This window comes from Acinetobacter sp. YZS-X1-1, from assembly GCF_000804305.1.
In the GTDB taxonomy this organism is placed as follows: domain Bacteria; phylum Pseudomonadota; class Gammaproteobacteria; order Pseudomonadales; family Moraxellaceae; genus Acinetobacter; species Acinetobacter variabilis.
In genome coordinates, this window is sequence record NZ_JWHB01000005.1 from 131,688 (window position 1) to 147,207 (window position 15,520).

19 protein-coding genes are annotated in these 15,520 nt (G+C 44.4%); 11 read left to right on the forward strand and 8 right to left on the reverse strand.

The window, feature by feature from the left end; all coding sequences use genetic code 11:
* Positions 1 to 262: 262 nt before the first annotated feature.
* On the reverse strand, positions 263 to 1,537 hold the full coding sequence (locus tag RJ01_RS05205) for a replication-associated recombination protein A (RefSeq protein ID WP_034170264.1): 1,275 nt from the start codon (positions 1,535 to 1,537) through the stop codon (positions 263 to 265).
* A gap of 237 nt (positions 1,538 to 1,774) precedes the next feature.
* Here RJ01_RS05205 and RJ01_RS05210 point away from each other — a divergent pair, with 237 nt between their 5' ends.
* Entirely contained in the window at positions 1,775 to 3,937 is a 2,163-nt protein-coding gene (locus RJ01_RS05210; RefSeq protein WP_034170265.1) for an EAL domain-containing protein, read from the forward strand.
* A gap of 43 nt (positions 3,938 to 3,980) precedes the next feature.
* Here the strand turns inward: RJ01_RS05210 and RJ01_RS05215 are convergent, their stop codons facing one another.
* Complete coding sequence (locus RJ01_RS05215; RefSeq protein ID WP_004781392.1) at positions 3,981 to 4,433, reverse strand: YcgN family cysteine cluster protein; 453 nt, start codon at positions 4,431 to 4,433, stop codon at positions 3,981 to 3,983.
* Positions 4,434 to 4,625: 192 nt separating this feature from the next.
* Between RJ01_RS05215 and RJ01_RS15760 the strand changes: the two genes are divergently transcribed.
* The gene (locus tag RJ01_RS15760; protein ID WP_004647174.1) at positions 4,626 to 4,784 is read left to right on the forward strand and encodes a DUF1328 domain-containing protein; all 159 of its coding nucleotides are present in this window, start codon (positions 4,626 to 4,628) and stop codon (positions 4,782 to 4,784) included.
* An 83-nt stretch (positions 4,785 to 4,867) separates the two neighbouring features.
* On the opposite strand, the gene murJ is transcribed toward RJ01_RS15760, so the two are convergent.
* Complete coding sequence (gene murJ, locus RJ01_RS05225) at positions 4,868 to 6,418, reverse strand: murein biosynthesis integral membrane protein MurJ (RefSeq protein WP_171248451.1); 1,551 nt, start codon at positions 6,416 to 6,418, stop codon at positions 4,868 to 4,870.
* A gap of 77 nt (positions 6,419 to 6,495) precedes the next feature.
* Complete coding sequence (gene ampD / locus RJ01_RS05230) at positions 6,496 to 7,068, reverse strand: 1,6-anhydro-N-acetylmuramyl-L-alanine amidase AmpD (protein ID WP_004781387.1); 573 nt, start codon at positions 7,066 to 7,068, stop codon at positions 6,496 to 6,498.
* A gap of 181 nt (positions 7,069 to 7,249) precedes the next feature.
* Here ampD and nadC point away from each other — a divergent pair, with 181 nt between their 5' ends.
* Positions 7,250 to 8,095, forward strand: coding sequence for a carboxylating nicotinate-nucleotide diphosphorylase (nadC, locus tag RJ01_RS05235; protein ID WP_034170267.1), 846 nt, complete (start codon positions 7,250 to 7,252; stop codon positions 8,093 to 8,095).
* Positions 8,096 to 8,182: 87 nt separating this feature from the next.
* On the opposite strand, the gene RJ01_RS16720 is transcribed toward nadC, so the two are convergent.
* On the reverse strand, positions 8,183 to 8,305 hold the full coding sequence (locus RJ01_RS16720; protein WP_005232802.1) for a hypothetical protein: 123 nt from the start codon (positions 8,303 to 8,305) through the stop codon (positions 8,183 to 8,185).
* Positions 8,306 to 8,454: 149 nt separating this feature from the next.
* Entirely contained in the window at positions 8,455 to 9,171 is a 717-nt protein-coding gene (gene rph / locus RJ01_RS05245; protein ID WP_004781384.1) for a ribonuclease PH, read from the reverse strand.
* 194 nt (positions 9,172 to 9,365) lie between these two features.
* On the opposite strand from rph, the gene RJ01_RS05250 reads away from it, so the two are divergent.
* Complete coding sequence (locus tag RJ01_RS05250) at positions 9,366 to 9,995, forward strand: TetR family transcriptional regulator (protein WP_034170269.1); 630 nt, start codon at positions 9,366 to 9,368, stop codon at positions 9,993 to 9,995.
* Positions 9,996 to 10,093: 98 nt separating this feature from the next.
* Here RJ01_RS05250 and RJ01_RS05255 read toward each other — a convergent pair whose 3' ends face one another.
* The gene (locus tag RJ01_RS05255; protein ID WP_005232804.1) at positions 10,094 to 10,711 is read right to left on the reverse strand and encodes a thiol:disulfide interchange protein DsbA/DsbL; all 618 of its coding nucleotides are present in this window, start codon (positions 10,709 to 10,711) and stop codon (positions 10,094 to 10,096) included.
* Positions 10,712 to 10,937: 226 nt separating this feature from the next.
* Between RJ01_RS05255 and ubiG the strand changes: the two genes are divergently transcribed.
* The 5 genes from ubiG (at position 10,938) to RJ01_RS16355 (ending at position 14,133) form a co-directional block, all read left to right on the forward strand.
* Positions 10,938 to 11,666: a bifunctional 2-polyprenyl-6-hydroxyphenol methylase/3-demethylubiquinol 3-O-methyltransferase UbiG gene (gene ubiG / locus RJ01_RS05260; protein WP_034170270.1), complete on the forward strand. Its 729-nt coding sequence runs from the start codon at positions 10,938 to 10,940 to the stop codon at positions 11,664 to 11,666.
* Entirely contained in the window at positions 11,663 to 12,352 is a 690-nt protein-coding gene (locus RJ01_RS05265) for an HAD family hydrolase (protein WP_034170271.1), read from the forward strand. The genes ubiG and RJ01_RS05265 overlap by 4 nt, the downstream gene beginning before the upstream one ends.
* Positions 12,353 to 12,401: 49 nt before the next feature.
* Positions 12,402 to 13,148, forward strand: a complete 747-nt coding sequence (locus RJ01_RS05270; protein WP_034170272.1) for a YciK family oxidoreductase — start codon at positions 12,402 to 12,404, stop codon at positions 13,146 to 13,148.
* A 226-nt stretch (positions 13,149 to 13,374) separates the two neighbouring features.
* A complete protein-coding gene (locus RJ01_RS05275) occupies positions 13,375 to 13,794 on the forward strand; it encodes a hypothetical protein (protein WP_034170273.1) in 420 nt (139 codons plus the stop codon).
* 183 nt (positions 13,795 to 13,977) lie between these two features.
* Positions 13,978 to 14,133: a hypothetical protein gene (locus RJ01_RS16355; protein WP_004781372.1), complete on the forward strand. Its 156-nt coding sequence runs from the start codon at positions 13,978 to 13,980 to the stop codon at positions 14,131 to 14,133.
* Between the two features lie 53 nt (positions 14,134 to 14,186).
* On the opposite strand, the gene RJ01_RS05280 is transcribed toward RJ01_RS16355, so the two are convergent.
* Positions 14,187 to 14,396: a hypothetical protein gene (locus RJ01_RS05280; RefSeq protein WP_034170274.1), complete on the reverse strand. Its 210-nt coding sequence runs from the start codon at positions 14,394 to 14,396 to the stop codon at positions 14,187 to 14,189.
* 44 nt (positions 14,397 to 14,440) lie between these two features.
* Between RJ01_RS05280 and RJ01_RS05285 the strand changes: the two genes are divergently transcribed.
* Positions 14,441 to 14,836: an RcnB family protein gene (locus RJ01_RS05285; RefSeq protein WP_004781371.1), complete on the forward strand. Its 396-nt coding sequence runs from the start codon at positions 14,441 to 14,443 to the stop codon at positions 14,834 to 14,836.
* 223 nt (positions 14,837 to 15,059) lie between these two features.
* Positions 15,060 to 15,434: an RcnB family protein gene (locus RJ01_RS05290; protein ID WP_034170275.1), complete on the forward strand. Its 375-nt coding sequence runs from the start codon at positions 15,060 to 15,062 to the stop codon at positions 15,432 to 15,434.
* Positions 15,435 to 15,520 lie beyond the last annotated feature (86 nt).

Below are 15,520 nucleotides of genomic sequence, written 5' to 3' on the forward strand. Positions count from 1 at the left end.
AATAATGCTTCAAAGAACCGGGCAAATAGCCCGGTTTTTTATTGTCTAATCTTATGATCGAAAAAATGAATTTTATTAATAAAAATGATCGTTTTTACATTATTCAATGCATGCCTTAATATTACTGCATCCCAGCAACATCCCCAGCAGATGCAATCCATCTGGTGTTGTCGGCTAGATTTATACCCTTACCCTCTAGGATGTATCTCCCCCAAGACATCCTATTTCAGCCCAATTCTCCTTGAATTGGGCTTTTTTTTGTTTACTGCTGCTGTTGTTGTTCCTGCCAGCGACGTTGTTGCAGACGTTCGCCTTCCACTTCACGCTTATTACGTGCCGATTCGTACAGTTTGGTGCCTTTCAGCTCAGGCGGCAGGTAATCTTGCAAAACAAAATGTTCCGGATAGTTATGCGGATACAGATAATTCACTCCATAACCCTGCTCTTTCATCAACTTGGTGGTTGCATTACGCAGATGTAAAGGCACTGGCAAATTGGCCGTTTTTTCAGCCAGATCCATCGCCTTGTTAATCGCGAGATAGGTACTATTACTTTTGGCACTGGTCGCCAGGTAAACCGCACATTGTCCCAGAATAATCCGGCATTCCGGCATACCAATCGCTTGAACTGAGCGGAAGCATTCACCCGCTAGCAACAAAGCATTCGGATTGGAATTGCCAATATCTTCTGATGCCGCAATCAGCATACGGCGGGCAATAAAGACCGGATCTTCACCACCTTTCAGCATGCGTGCCATCCAGTACAGGGCAGCATCCGGATCACTACCACGAATCGACTTGATGAAGGCCGAAACCAGATCATAGTGCTGCTCGCCAGACTTGTCATAACGGGCAATATTCTGCTGTGCGACTTTGACCACAATCGCATTAGTAATGATATTTTCCTGATCAGCCTCAAAAGTACTGGCAATCAGATCTAGTAGATTGAGTGCCTTACGCGCATCCCCTGCGGCAAACTGCAATAAGGCGTCAAATTCTTCAATCTGGATATAGCGTTCCTGCAGGAATTTGTCAGTATGAATCGCCTGAGTTAGTAAGGTCTGAATCGCTTCGTCACTCAGCGCATTCAAGGTATAGACCTGACAACGTGACAGCAAGGCACTGTTGACTTCAAAAGATGGATTTTCCGTCGTCGCGCCAATCAGGGTAATTTTGCCTTTTTCGACGGCATTCAGCAGTGCATCCTGCTGGGATTTATTAAAACGGTGAATCTCGTCAATAAACACTACAGGCGTCAGCAGATCACCACTTTCCGCAATGACTTCACGCAATTCTTTCACACCGGTATTGAGTGCAGACAGGCTGATAAATGGCCGGTCCACCGCTTGGGCAAGTAGCAAGGCAATCGTGGTTTTACCTACTCCAGGTGGACCCCAGAAGATAATCGATGGTAAATGCCCTTGGTCAATCATCTGACGTAGAGGTGCATTCTCTCCAAGCAAGTGATCCTGCCCGATAATTTCTGCAAGGTCGCGAGGCCGCAAGCGTTCTGGAAGCGGGATATGACTGTCTGACATCTTATTATTGGCTCAAATTAAATTCTGCTTTCATTCTAACACTGGTAGTTTTGATTCCAATATTTCAAACATTTATGAGAAAAATTTAATTTATGTAAGAAATCTCTATTTTTTTTACAATGAATGGATTAATCTTATGAAAAGTAGATAAATAGAACATGATTAATTACAGGTTAATAACCTTGTAAATTTCACATTATCTCATATTAATTAGAATGGACTTGAGCAACTGATTGGATGCTCTTTGGGTGGTATCGGTGGGGATGCATGAAGCATAATAAATCTAGACGAACAACTGCAGAATGCGCTGATTCGCTTATTTCAACCTTGATACAATCTTCTAATGAACAACAGGCAAAATCCAGATTATTACAAGATCTGATCAATGATGTGCCGCATCCGCTTTGGGTGCTGGGCAAGGATAATATTGAATATTTTAATCAGGCACTTTCGGATTATTTAGGTACCAATTTAAGTGAATATGGTCCTAAAGAATGGCAAAGCCTGATTCATCCAGATGATCAGCCAACGTTTTCTGAGCAATGGCATGCTGGCCTGAATCAGCAACAAGGCTTTAATACCCAGTGCCGGATTAAATCGGCTGATTCCAGCTACCGTATGTGTGCCTTGGCCATCAAGTTTCAGCATACAGCAGAACATCTGCTGCAATGGTCGGTATCACTGACCGATATCCATGAATATTTTGAGATTCAGCAACAACTGTCTCAGGTGATTTCTACCCAGAAAAACATGCTGGATGCCAGTGTCGATTGTATTAAAGTGATGTCTCCACAAGGCGAAATCCGTCATATCAATCAGTCAGCCTGTCATAAGTTAGGGATTGATCCTGAACAGCAGCCTGCCCCGCATTCATGGTTAAGCCTGTTACCCGCTGAAGTTAAAAAAACCGGACAACGCGCTTTAAAACAGGCTGCTCAAGGTTTAAATAGCCGTTTTGTAGAAAAAGCCCAGACGGAGAATGAGGACCCACAATACTGGGATCATTTACTGACTCCAGTATTGGACGAAAATAATATTCCCCAAAATATCCTGTGTGTTTCACGCAATGTCAGTCAGCAAAAAATAGTTGAAAGCCGTTTAAAAGCCGTAATTCAGCGTGATGAGCTGACCGGACTGTATAACCGCAATGCCTTTTATAAGACCTTTAAACAGGTACTGCTAAAAGCCAAGCAACAGCAAATAATGGTTGGCCTGCTCCTGATCGACCTAGACTATTTCCGGCATATCAATGACACTTTGAGTCATATTGCCGGGGACCATTTGCTGCATGTCTTGGGCAAGCGTTTTCAGGCCTGTTTTGGCTCCAATAATATAGTCGTTGCCCGTCTGGGTGGCGATGAGTTTGCTATTTTAGTCAAAAACCTGGAAAACGAAGCCCAGCTGATTAATACTGCACAACTGGCCTATGCCCAACTGGAACAACCAGTGAGTTATGTCGGCCATCGTATGAGTATCGGTATGAGTATCGGTTGTACCGTTTATCCGCGTGATGCCCAGAATAGTTCCAACCTGCTGAAATGTGCCGATATTGCCCTGAATGATCTGAAAAATAGTGGTCGTGGCGGGATTCGCATGTTTAATCAGGAGATGTTCAGGTCACTGGAAAACATGACCAAACAACTGACGCTGGCACGCAAGATTATTCATGCGGATCAGATTATTCCTTATTATCAGCCTAAGGTTCGCCTTTCTGATGGTGAGGTGATTGGTTTCGAAGCCTTACTGCGTTGGCAGGATCAACAGCATCAGATCCAGTTACCCTCTCATATTTTTTCTGCTTTCCAGGACTATGATTTAGCTTCGCGCATCAGTGAAACCATGCAGCTAAAAGTCTTTGAGGATATGAGCCGCTGGCAAGCCGAGGGTCTGGATATACTGCCAATTTCAATCAATGCAGCTCCAGTTGAATTCCTGCGCGATGACTATGCTGAGAAATTCCTGGCTCGTCTATCCCGATTCGATATTCCTGCACATAAGGTTGAACTGGAAATTACCGAGCAGAGCTTATCCGAAGGCGGAGCCAATTATGTGATCCGGGCACTAAACCTGCTAAAAAAACATGGAATTCATATTTCTCTGGATGACTTCGGTACCGGTCATTCTTCCCTGACCCGTTTACAGGAATATCCGGTCGACTGCATCAAGATTGATCGCAACTTTGTAGAACGCATGAACAATGATCCGTCTGCGCTGGCCATTGTCAAAGCCATTACCCAGATTGGTTCCAGTATTTCTCTGGATGTACTGGTCGAGGGTATTGAAAATACTGAACAACTGGACACGCTAATCAATTGTGATTGCCAGATCGGACAAGGTTTTTATTTTTACCGACCTATGTCGGGGTCTTCAGCACAGCAACTGCTACAACAGGCAGCTTAATTTTTTTATTTAATCATTTGACGAGGTTGGATTGCGCTAACAGCTAGCGCACCCAGCGTACGATATATTCATCAATTTCATCTTCATCAATATCGACTTCACTTAAGCAGCGACCAGCAGCAGATTTTTTGGCCTGAATTACGCTTTGTCGTGAACCTGTCTTCAGATAATGCCAGGATGGCAGGCTTTTCCCTTCAGCAACTCGGCGATAGGCACAGCTTGATGGCAACCAGTGAATGGTGTCCAGTTTCTCAGGTGTTAGCTGGATACAATCGGGCACATATTGCAGCCGGTTCGGATAATCCGAACAGCGGGCAGTTTTACAGTCCAGTAATTTGCAAGCCACTTTGGTATAGGCAACTTCGTGGGTGTCTTCATCTTCCAGCTTGATCAGGCAGCAAAGCCCACAACCATCACAAAGCGCTTCCCATTCTTCTGGTGTCAGCTCAGTGAGACTATATTTTTTCCAGAAGTATGGACGTAAGGCATCAGACATAATCAAAACGGCTATGGTAAAAATCAGCTTATTATACCAAGTCTCAACAAAGGAAATGTAGGGACGTGAATCTTATTAATATCACGTAAACTATTGTTAAATCAGAGACAGTACATCAACAAAACACTAACAGTGCCCAAAATCGAATATTCCTATACTGGATTTGAGAATAAAAACACATGGAGAATTGATATGTTTCGCTGGGCTATTATTTTTGCTGTGATTGCCTTAATTGCCAGTCTACTTGGTTTCGGTGGAGTAGCAGGCTTATCTAAGGATTTCGCGATTATCTTATTGGTGATTGCCGTTATTCTTGCCATTGTTGGTTTCCTTTCTCGCGGCAAGGTCTAGCGACTGATTTTTGCTTAAGGAAAAGTTTCCTACAGAAAAAACAAGAGCCATTTGGCTCTTGTTTTTTATGCGCCCAAAATGGATTACGGTTTGATATGGCGTGGTCTGAAACCAGCAGCGACCAATGCGGCCAAATACGCCACTACCCCGACCACACATAAAATCAGTACTTCCAGTACACGCATCCACTGTGATACATCACCATTGTACCAGCTCAGTGCATAGGCCAAAGCTGCAATCATCACCACATTGGCAAACATGAATTGCAGGAAGATTTTTTTCCAGTGTGCACCAAAGCGGAAAATATTGCGTTGATGCAGATAAAAATACAGCAGACCCGCATTGACCATGGCTGAACCGGTCGAAGCCAGTGCCAGCGCCATATGTTCCGCTTCCCAATGAATCAGCTTAAAGAAACCAATAAAGATCACGTTCAGAATTGCATTGGCTGCTACTGCCATTAAACCGACGCGTACCGGTGTACGGGTATCCTGCTGGGCATAAAAGCCGGGAGCAAAGACTTTAATCAGCATAAAGGCAATCACACCGCCACTCATACATTGCAGTGCCAAGGCAGTCATCTGGGTATCTTCAAAAGTGAATTGTCCGCGTTCAAATAATGCCTGAATAATCGGTGTTGACAGCATGAACAGGGCAATACTGGCTGGCAAACCCACCAGTACGATGACTTTCGCCGCCCAGTCCATCATGCCACGGAATTTTTCCGGATTCTTTTCTGTATGCTGAGTGGATAAAGACGGCAGAATCACGGTACCAATTGCCACGCCAATCAGACCCAATGGTAACTCGGTCATCCGTTCAGCACTATACAGCCAGGACACTGAACCGTCCTGCATGAAAGAAGCCCAAACCGTATTCAGTAACAGGTTGATCTGGGTGACGGATACGCCAAACAAAGCGGGTAGCATCAGTTTCATGATGCGATCCACCCCTTCATGCTTGAAGTCTACTTTCGGTGGAATCAACAGGTTTTTACGCCATAACTCTGGAATTTGGATTGCCAGCTGCAAAATCCCGGCAATCACGACTGCCCAGCCTAGCGCCATAATCGGCTCTGCCATAAAAGGCGTGAGCCAGAGCGCACCGGCAATCATGGCAATATTCAATAAAACTGGAGCAAAGGCTGGCGTACTAAAAGAGCCATAACTGTTCAGAATACTGCTGGCAAAAGCCGTCAATGACATAAACAGTAGGTATGGAATGGTCAGACGGAACATGTCTGTGGCCAGCGCAAACTTTGCTTCATCGCCATGGAAGCCTGGCGCATAGATATACATGATCACAGGTGCGGCAATGATGGCAATCATGGTCAGGGTGGTCATGAAGGTAGCTAGGCAGCCAAAGACCCGGCTGATCAGGATCTGCACTTCAGCATGGGTACGGCTGGTTTTATATTCTGTCAGTACCGGAATAAAGGCTTGGGAGAATGCCCCTTCTGCAAATAGCCGTCTGAAAAAGTTTGGAATGCGAAATGCCACCACGAAGGTATCGAAATCTTTACCGGCACCGAATACATTCAGTAAAACCACATCCCGGACCAATCCCAGAACCCGCGATAACATGGTCATCGCACTGACAATTACGGTCGAACGCCAAAGCGCCATCCTATTCACCTAATAATTAATTTGGGCCTATTGTAATGAAACTTGCAAAAGAAGTTCATTGCTTAATCACATGACTTCCTGAAGGGTCATGGGTTCTTATAATGTTGTAACTGGGCACGAAAAGCACACCAGTCAAAATACGGTCCCGGATCGGTTTTACGTCCCGGTGCAATGTCCGAATGTCCGGCAATATGCTGCTGCATTTTTGGATAATAGTTTTGTAAACAGGCGGTGACTTTGACCAAGGCATCATATTGTGCCTGTTCAAACGGCAGGTCATCACTGCCTTCCAGTTCAATCCCGATGGAATAATCATTACATTCTTTTTTGGCCAGATAGCTGGAACGACCTGCATGCCAGGCCCGGTCATTGAAATTCACAAACTGCAGTACTTCACCAGAACGTAAAATCAGCAGATGTGCAGATACCTGCATGCCTTCAACAGTCTGAAAATACGGATGCACTGACCAGTCCAGCTGGTTCTGAAAAAACTGTTCAATATAACCACCACCAAACTGTGACGGTGGCAGACTGATGTTATGGATCACCAGTAACTGGATGTCGGTATGTTCAGGCCGCTGATTAAAATTTGGAGAAGGGATCTGGCGTGCCCCGAGCAATTGCCCGTCCCGGATTTGAAACTCAGCTGCCTGTTGCATAAAACTGTCCTGTACAAAAATAAAATCTGCAATATCAGGATTGCAGCCGGCTTAATGCTAAAACTTTCATAGGCAAATCTCAATTCATCCCGGCAGGCTGTATGAAAAATCGCTCATTTTAATGTAACGGTGTTAAGATAACGCACAATTTTTCACGGCTAAAAAAGATACGGAAATACTCATGAGCATATCTCAGGCTTTGCTAGAACAGTCGATTCAGATCAATATTCAACAGGCACTCTCCGAAGATATTGGCGATGGTGACATTACAGCCCTGCTGACTCCTGAAGATGAACAGGCGACTGCCACGATTATTAGCCGTGAAACAATGGTTCTTGCTGGTCAGCCTTGGGTCGATGCCTTGATTCAGGCCTATGATCCGAGTGTAGAAGTGATCTGGCTAAAAAATGACGGCGATCATGTCGCTGCCAATGAAGCTTTTCTAAAACTGGCCGGTTCTGCACGTAGCTTGCTGACTGTAGAACGCCCTGCTCTGAACTTTGTACAGACGCTGTCTGCAGTTGCGACCAAAACGACAAACTATGTCAAAGAGCTGGAAGGTTTGAATACCAAGCTCTTAGATACCCGTAAAACGCTGCCAGGCTTACGTATTGCCCAAAAATATGCAGTCGCTATCGGTGGTGGTCAGAATCACCGTCTGGGCCTATTCGATGCTTTCTTGATTAAGGAAAATCATATTATGGCGGCTGGTGGCATTCGCCAGGCGATTGCCAAGGCACACCAGATTGCACCGGGTAAACCGGTGGAAGTGGAAGTTGAAACCTGGGATGAACTGAATCAGGCCCTAGAAGCCGAGGCTGATATCGTGATGCTGGATAATTTCAGTCAGCAGCAAATGATTGATGCGGTCAAACATGTGGCTGGCCGTTGCAAACTGGAAGCTTCAGGCAATATCACCATTGAGAACTTACGTGAAGTGGCGAGTACAGGCGTAGATTATATTTCGATGGGCGTATTGACCAAAGATGTGAAGGCTATTGACCTATCGATGCGTTTTAATGGTTAAAGTCTTATTATTTAAAAAGGGTGCCATAGCACCCTTTTTCTTATTCTCAAGGATATAAATCATAGAGGTTGAATGGCCTCTACTCTGTTAATTGGTATCACTTCCTCGTTCCATATTTGCACCATCGCGGTTTTCATCACGAGAATTCGAGTCACAGGCAGTTAAACCCAGTACAGCAAATACTGAAAAAGCCATCAACCATATTTTCATGTTATAACCCTCTGAATGAGATTTGGTTGAAAGATCATCGCTTAAAACAGGGGTCACACAGTAGACAGATCCTGTTCATCTTTTGTCAGGCAATGTGTAGCTATAATAAAAAACGCATCCGAAGATGCGTTTTTTACAGCTTGAAAGACTTACCAGCCCAAAGCTTCTTGCTGTTTCTTGATCAGTTCCTGAATCCCTTTTTCAGCCATGGCTAGCATGTCATTGCATTGCTCACGAGTAAATGGCTTATCTTCAGCAGTACCTTGGATTTCAATAAATTCACCTGCTTGGGTCATCACGACATTCAAGTCAGTTTGACAGTTTGAATCTTCTTCATAGCAAAGATCCAGCAGGACTTCATCTTTAAAAATACCTACAGAAATTGCTGCTACCAGGCCTTTAAGTGGGTCCTGTTTGATTTTCTTTTTCTCAAGCAATACATTCATGGCATCAATCAATGCTACGGCTGCACCCGTAATTGATGCAGTACGGGTACCACCATCTGCCTGGATCACGTCACAGTCAATGGTAATGGTATTTTCACCGAGTTTTTTCAGATCGACCATTGAACGTAGGCTACGACCGATTAAACGCTGGATTTCCTGAGTACGGCCACTTTGTTTGCCACGAGCAGCTTCACGATCACTACGGGTATGTGTTGAACGTGGCAGCATGCCGTATTCTGCTGTTACCCAGCCTTGGCCCTGACCTTTCAGGAAACGTGGTACAGAGCTGTCCACACTGGCAGTACACAGCACTTTGGTATGACCAAATTCAACCAATACGGAACCTTCCGCATAACGTGTATAGTTACGGGTAATTTTCACTTCACGTAATTGATCTAATGCTCGTTGGTCGATACGCATAATAGGTCCTGCTGTTGACTAAAAATAATTGCGGCTCAGTATAACAGAAGCCTCCGCCAAGATTGGAACAGACGACAGATCATTTACAAAATCACTGGGCATGCCTCGCTTGTATAGATTTTTCAGTCCATCTGCTCTACTGCGATGGACAGGTGTTTTTTGCTAAACTGCAGATCTACGGAAGGAAAATCCCTATGTCTTTACGTGAAGAACGCAAGCACCAAAGCCGCCAGGCCCTCCTCGATGCTACCCTGGCATTGAGCAGCCGTGGCCATGCATTTAGCAGCATCAGCCTGCGCGAAATCACTCATGAAGTCGGACTGGTGCCTGCCGCATTTTATCGACACTTTCAGAATATGGATCAGTTGGGACTGGAACTTCTGGATCAGGTGTCAATTCATCTCAAAGGTGTGCTGAATCAGTTGGGATCTGCAGATTTTTCTCTGGATGAGCTTTCATCTAAGATCGAACTGTTTTTTCAGGCAGTTGATGCTCATCCCGAAGCCTGGACATTTGTCAGTGCCGAACGTTGGGGCGGTTCCAATATTCTCAGACAAGGGATTGAGCGGGAAATTCATTATCTGACCCAAGACTTGCGGCATACCTTGGAACAGATTCCAGCCACCCAGCAATCTCCTTCTCCAGCCGAGTTAACTGCACTGGCACAGATTCTGGTTCCTCTCGCATTAAACTGGGCTATGGGCTGGATTCAGCTTCAGGCACAGCCTGATCCTGAACTGCGACAAACTCGGATAAATGACTTCAAAGCCCAAAGCCTAAAGCAGTTAGAACTGTTATTTCGTGGAATTTTATCTCAAGCCTGAGATCTCATCTGAGTGAAATCTATTTCGCAGTTCAATTTTATCCTGATATAAAAAACCCACATATAGATGCAGGTTTTTAGATTCATGCAGATCTGGTGTTATTTAGCTTTACGCTCTTTCTCAACCAGATAATTTACCACTTGAACTACTTTGGCACCATCGCCCTGAACTACATACTTACCGTTCACAGTTACCGCTGGTACACCGCTTAACTGATAAGTCGCAGCCAGATTTTTGGCCTGTGCGATTTTTGAAGAAATCGGGAATGATTTATAAGTGGTATTAAATTTCGCTTCAGAAATACCATAACGGGTATAGAACTTGGCTAATTGAGCCTGTTCCAGAATTGGCTGTTTCTTCGCATGAATATCATGGAATAGCTGCAAATGTGCTTTTTGACGAACACCTAGAGCTTCAGACACATAATACGCACGAGCTGCCTGTTCCCATAGCGGATTCATCGCGGCTGGGGTACGTACAAAACGTACATCTTTAGGCAATTTTTTTAACCAGCTTTGCATGTGTGGTTCAAGAGAATAGCAGTGACCACAGCCATACCAGAAGAATTCACGGACTTCAATTTTCCCCGGCTTTTCAACTTTTACTGGATTCGCCAGGACTTGATAGTCTTGACCTGCTACAAAGTTGGCGGCCATTGCACTGCCAGAAAATGCCAAAACAGATGCGGCTACAGTGCCTAAAATAAATTTTTTCATTGGGATTATCGTCCTCTAAATCATTATGTCTAATTTATGGCTTCACTATAAAGTAATTATGCCGGTTTCGTTTTTATTCTGTGAACTTTTTTACAGCTTTTATCGCTTTTTTTTTCAGAATCGCTACACTAAACAAGTGTACTGATTTACAAGAAGTTAAATCTGTTTATACCGCCTCTGGGCGAACTTAAATTTTAAATAATCATGACTGATTGAGGTGACACCGATGTCGCAATTGAATGTTGATCCACAAGAAATTGCCAAGTTTGAAGCATTTGCAGCTATATGGTGGGATCAGCATTCCGAGTTCCGCCCATTGCATATGATTAATCCCCTGCGTCTCAACTGGATTGATGAACATGCTGGTGGCTTGAGCGGCAAGAAAGTGCTGGATGTAGGCTGTGGCGGTGGAATCCTGTCAGAAAGCATGGCGCGCCGTGGTGCTCAGGTGCTGGGCATTGATATGGGCGAAGCGCCACTGAATGTGGCACGCATCCATGCCGAGCAGGAAGGTGTCAGCAATATTGAATACCGTCAGATTCCAGTAGAGCAACTCGCAGAAGAACAAGCCGGTCAATACGATGTCGTGACCTGTATGGAAATGCTGGAACATGTACCTGATCCAGCCTCTATTATTCAGGCCTGTTATAAACTGGCCAAACCGGGTGGCCATGTCTTCTTCTCGACCATTAACCGTAATCCAAAATCTTATCTGTTTGCGATCATCGGTGCAGAATATATCCTGCGTATGCTGGCCAAAGGTACACATGATTACAGTAAATTCATCAAGCCGTCTGAACTGGCACATGACATCCGCAATGCCGGTTTAAAACTGAAAGATATGACTGGTCTGCATTATAACCCGCTGACCAAGCGTTACTGGCTGGCACCGAATGTCGATGTAAACTATATGGTGTATACCGTTAAAGAAAGCGCGCAAGAGGCCACCCAATGAAGGCTGTTCTATTCGACCTCGATGGTACTTTAATTGATACCGCGGCTGACTTTATCCGGATTATCCAGCATATGTGCCGCGAAGCTGGCCGTGACGTGGTGGAAGCTGATCTGATCCGCACCCAGGTTTCAGAAGGCGCTCGAGCCATGGTCAAGCTGGTCTATCCAGAACTGCAACTGGAAGACCCGGTTTTCTTGGACCATCGCCAGCGTTTTCTGGATATGTATGGTGCAGATATTGCAGTAGATACAGATCTGTTCAGCGGAATGTATCCTTTACTTGAAGAATTAGAGGAAAATGATATCCCTTGGGGAATCGTGACCAATAAACCGCGCTGGTTGAGCGAAGCTTTACTCAAAGCTTTAAACTTGACCGAGCGCTGTGCCGTACTGGTCTGTCCGGAAGATGTGACTCGAACCAAGCCAGATCCGGAGCCGATGTATCTGGCTGCTCAGCAGTTACAGCTGGCTGCAGAGGACTGCATCTATGTCGGGGACCATCCACGTGATATTGATGCAGGCCGCAATGCCAAGATGTATACCATACTGGCAGCATACGGTTATTTACCACTGCAATACAAAGATGACTTAACAGCTTGGCAAGCCGACTATATAGTGAATACAGTGAATGAGTTACATCAGCACATTCAAAAACTGGTCTTGAGCGAGCCAAGTGTCCTGTCTTGATTCCTGAAACTACTGAAGACACTTAACAATAATAATGAGGAGGTAGATAATGAAGCATTCAGAATATCAACCTCGCCCCGATCTGTTAAAAGATCGTATCATCCTGATCACGGGTGCGGGCGATGGCATTGGTCGTGCAGCAGCAATCAGCTATGCTCTGCATGGAGCAACTGTAGTTCTGCACGGGCGTACCTTAAACAAGCTTGAAGTTATCTATGATGAGATTGAAAGCTTGGGTGCGCCGCAACCTGCCATTCTCCCATTACAGTTATCTAGTGCCTCTGAACGTGATTATGAATTATTGCTCGACACGCTCGATCGCCAGTTTGGCCGTTTAGACGGGATTTTGCATAATGCCGGTATTTTAGGCGAGCGAGTACCACTGGCAGATTATCAGGTTAATGTCTGGGATGATGTCATGGCGGTTAACCTTCGTGCGCCTTTTGTGATTACCCAAGCCCTGTTACCCCTGCTGGAAAAATCCAAACACGCTTCTGTGGTCTTTGCCAGTTCCGGTGTAGGGCGCGAAGCCCGGGAATGCTGGGGCGCTTATTCAGTTTCAAAAATTGCCATTGAAGCAGTGAGCCAGTTATTTGCCAAAGAACGGGTCAATTCGAATATCCGCTTTAACTGTATCAATCCGGGTGCTACACGTACCGCAATGCGTGCCAAGGCTTATCCGAATGAAGATCCGAAAACCTTACCGACACCGGATTCCATCATGCCAGCCTATCTGTACCTGATGGGTGAAGATAGCTTGCATATGAACGGTCAAAGTATTGATGCGCAGGACTAATCTTTAATTGACACCTATTTAAAAGCCAATGTCCGCATTGGCTTTTTGTTTGTTTTAAACTCTATAAAGATAAGACCCATTTGAAAGCTGGCTTATTCTTCTGCCCAATTCATCCAGATTTCAGACTGAATCAGCCAGACCTTTCTTATTTCTACAATACTGTCTTTATTCAGTTCGCTGCAAATTCCCCTATACTAGCGCCAACAGATTTTTATTTGAGTGCAACATGACTGACTTAAACAACATCACCGTGACGACTTTGGAAGATGGCATGGTCTCTCTGCTGGTCGATCAGCAGCCGATCTCTGAAAAATACGGCATGAAGTTTGATGCCAGCATTGTCGACGACATTCAGGCACTCGAAAATGGTCATAAACTGAAACTGTTTGACCAATTTGTCTTTTCCCATACCGATCTGAATTTTGAACATTCCTATCATTATGTGACGGGTATCGAAAAGCTGGACGATCGTTATCAGGTAGCGAAACACTTTGTCTATCGCATCAAGATCGAAGGTCAGCCTGAAATTGAACATGTGATCAGCAATCAGGGCAAAGCAATGACAGCAGAAGATGTGCGTACTTTTATTCAGGCACATGTACAGAAATCCCTAAGTGACTATACTGATCTGAACTATGCCTATTAAGATCGTTCATTAGATCCCGAAAGAGCACATTTACAGATGATGCTCTTTTTTTATCCTTAAATTCTTTAAAAAACAGACATAAATCGTTTTAACAAATCAATAATATAAAATTATTCGGTTTTCCAAATTAATATAAAATTTTTATAATGCTTTTCAAGTTAAATCAAAGCGAAGGAAAATTAAATGGCAGACCAAAAACGTAAAACTGAAACTATTCGTCGTATTGAAAACTTGCAGTTATCAACTGCCCTGATTTTGGCTTTAGAAGATGCAGTCGAGGCAGAGTCTGTGGCTGAAGCCATTCAGTCCTTACAGGGTTTAACGGAACAGTGGAATTGAAAAATTGCAATGACCAAATCAAGATCTTTCGCTTAAAAAGAATATTTTTTCCACTAATTTGAGACGGTTTTGATACACAATTCAGGACATTGCGCTTGCATCTTGATCCCAGTTTTGCTGAAATGCCAATGGGGCTGGGCATAACTGGTCAACTGACTGAAGTGCATCCTAAGCTTATGTAAAATCATGGCATAATCATAATTTCTCTGTAATTGATATAAAACTTCAGCCAGTTCTTCACAGTTTCTCTGCAATTTTTCCATACATTAGTTACTGTAGAAAATGAACAATTGAATGAGGGTTCAACATGAAAAAGGTTCTGGTAGCATTAGCGATGTCCTGCAGTGCATTCATGCTGGCAAATGTTGCAAACGCTGCCCCTCATTTCAATGATGAACAGCGTATGGAACGGGGTCCGGGTCATCATCAGGCCAAGAAAGCGCGTGAGTTCCATGACGATCACCAAGACCAGTATGATAAACGTCGTATGCGTGAAGAACGTGGTGTTAAACGTCTGCAACAGTTACGCTGGCAGCCTGGCTATGTCATGCCGCAGCATTATCGCAGTAATGGCTACAAGGTCGAATATAAGGATCATAAACTGCCTAAACCAGACCGTAAGCAGCAATGGTACAAAGTCAACAATGACTACATTCTGGTGAACTCTGAAAATAACAGTATTGTCCGGATCATCGGAGACTGATTCAAAACCTGATGCAAAGCCCAACCTCGTTTGGGCTTTTTGATTTTTCGGATGGGCCTTTTTAGGCTTTTTCTTATTTTAGAGCTTTCCTTTTAATCGTGGCTAATCTCCTAAATTCCTTCATGAACTTAACAATTCCACTAAACTGGCCTCACGCTTTCTATCCACTTATTCGCTAATTTAATCTCATCGAAAAACATGTAGAGATTTTTAGGTGAGAGCCATGAAAAAAGTTTTAACTACAATTGCCTTATCTCTTAGTGCGCTGGTGGCTACTTCTGCAATGGCAGCACCGCAGCATCATGATCCACGTTATGCACCGCATAAACCAGCACAGCACTGGGATCATAAAGATGCGAAAAAATGGGAGGATCGCCGCGATGACCGTCGTTACAACAACCGTGGGGTTAACCCAAGCCGTGACTGGCGCGTAGGTCAAAAACTACCAAACCAGTACGACAACCGTCGCTTTGAAGTCAGTGGCTATGAAGCACGCCGTCTGCCGAAAGCAGGTAAAAACCAGCAATGGTACAAAATCAATGGTGACTATGTACTTGTCAACGATCGTAACGACAAGATTGTTCGAATCATCAACTAATCATTCTCTTTTCTGCCCTTCTAGCAGACACCTGAAGCTCGCTTCAGGTGTTTTTTTATATCTGTACTTCCACTTCAGTATTTTTT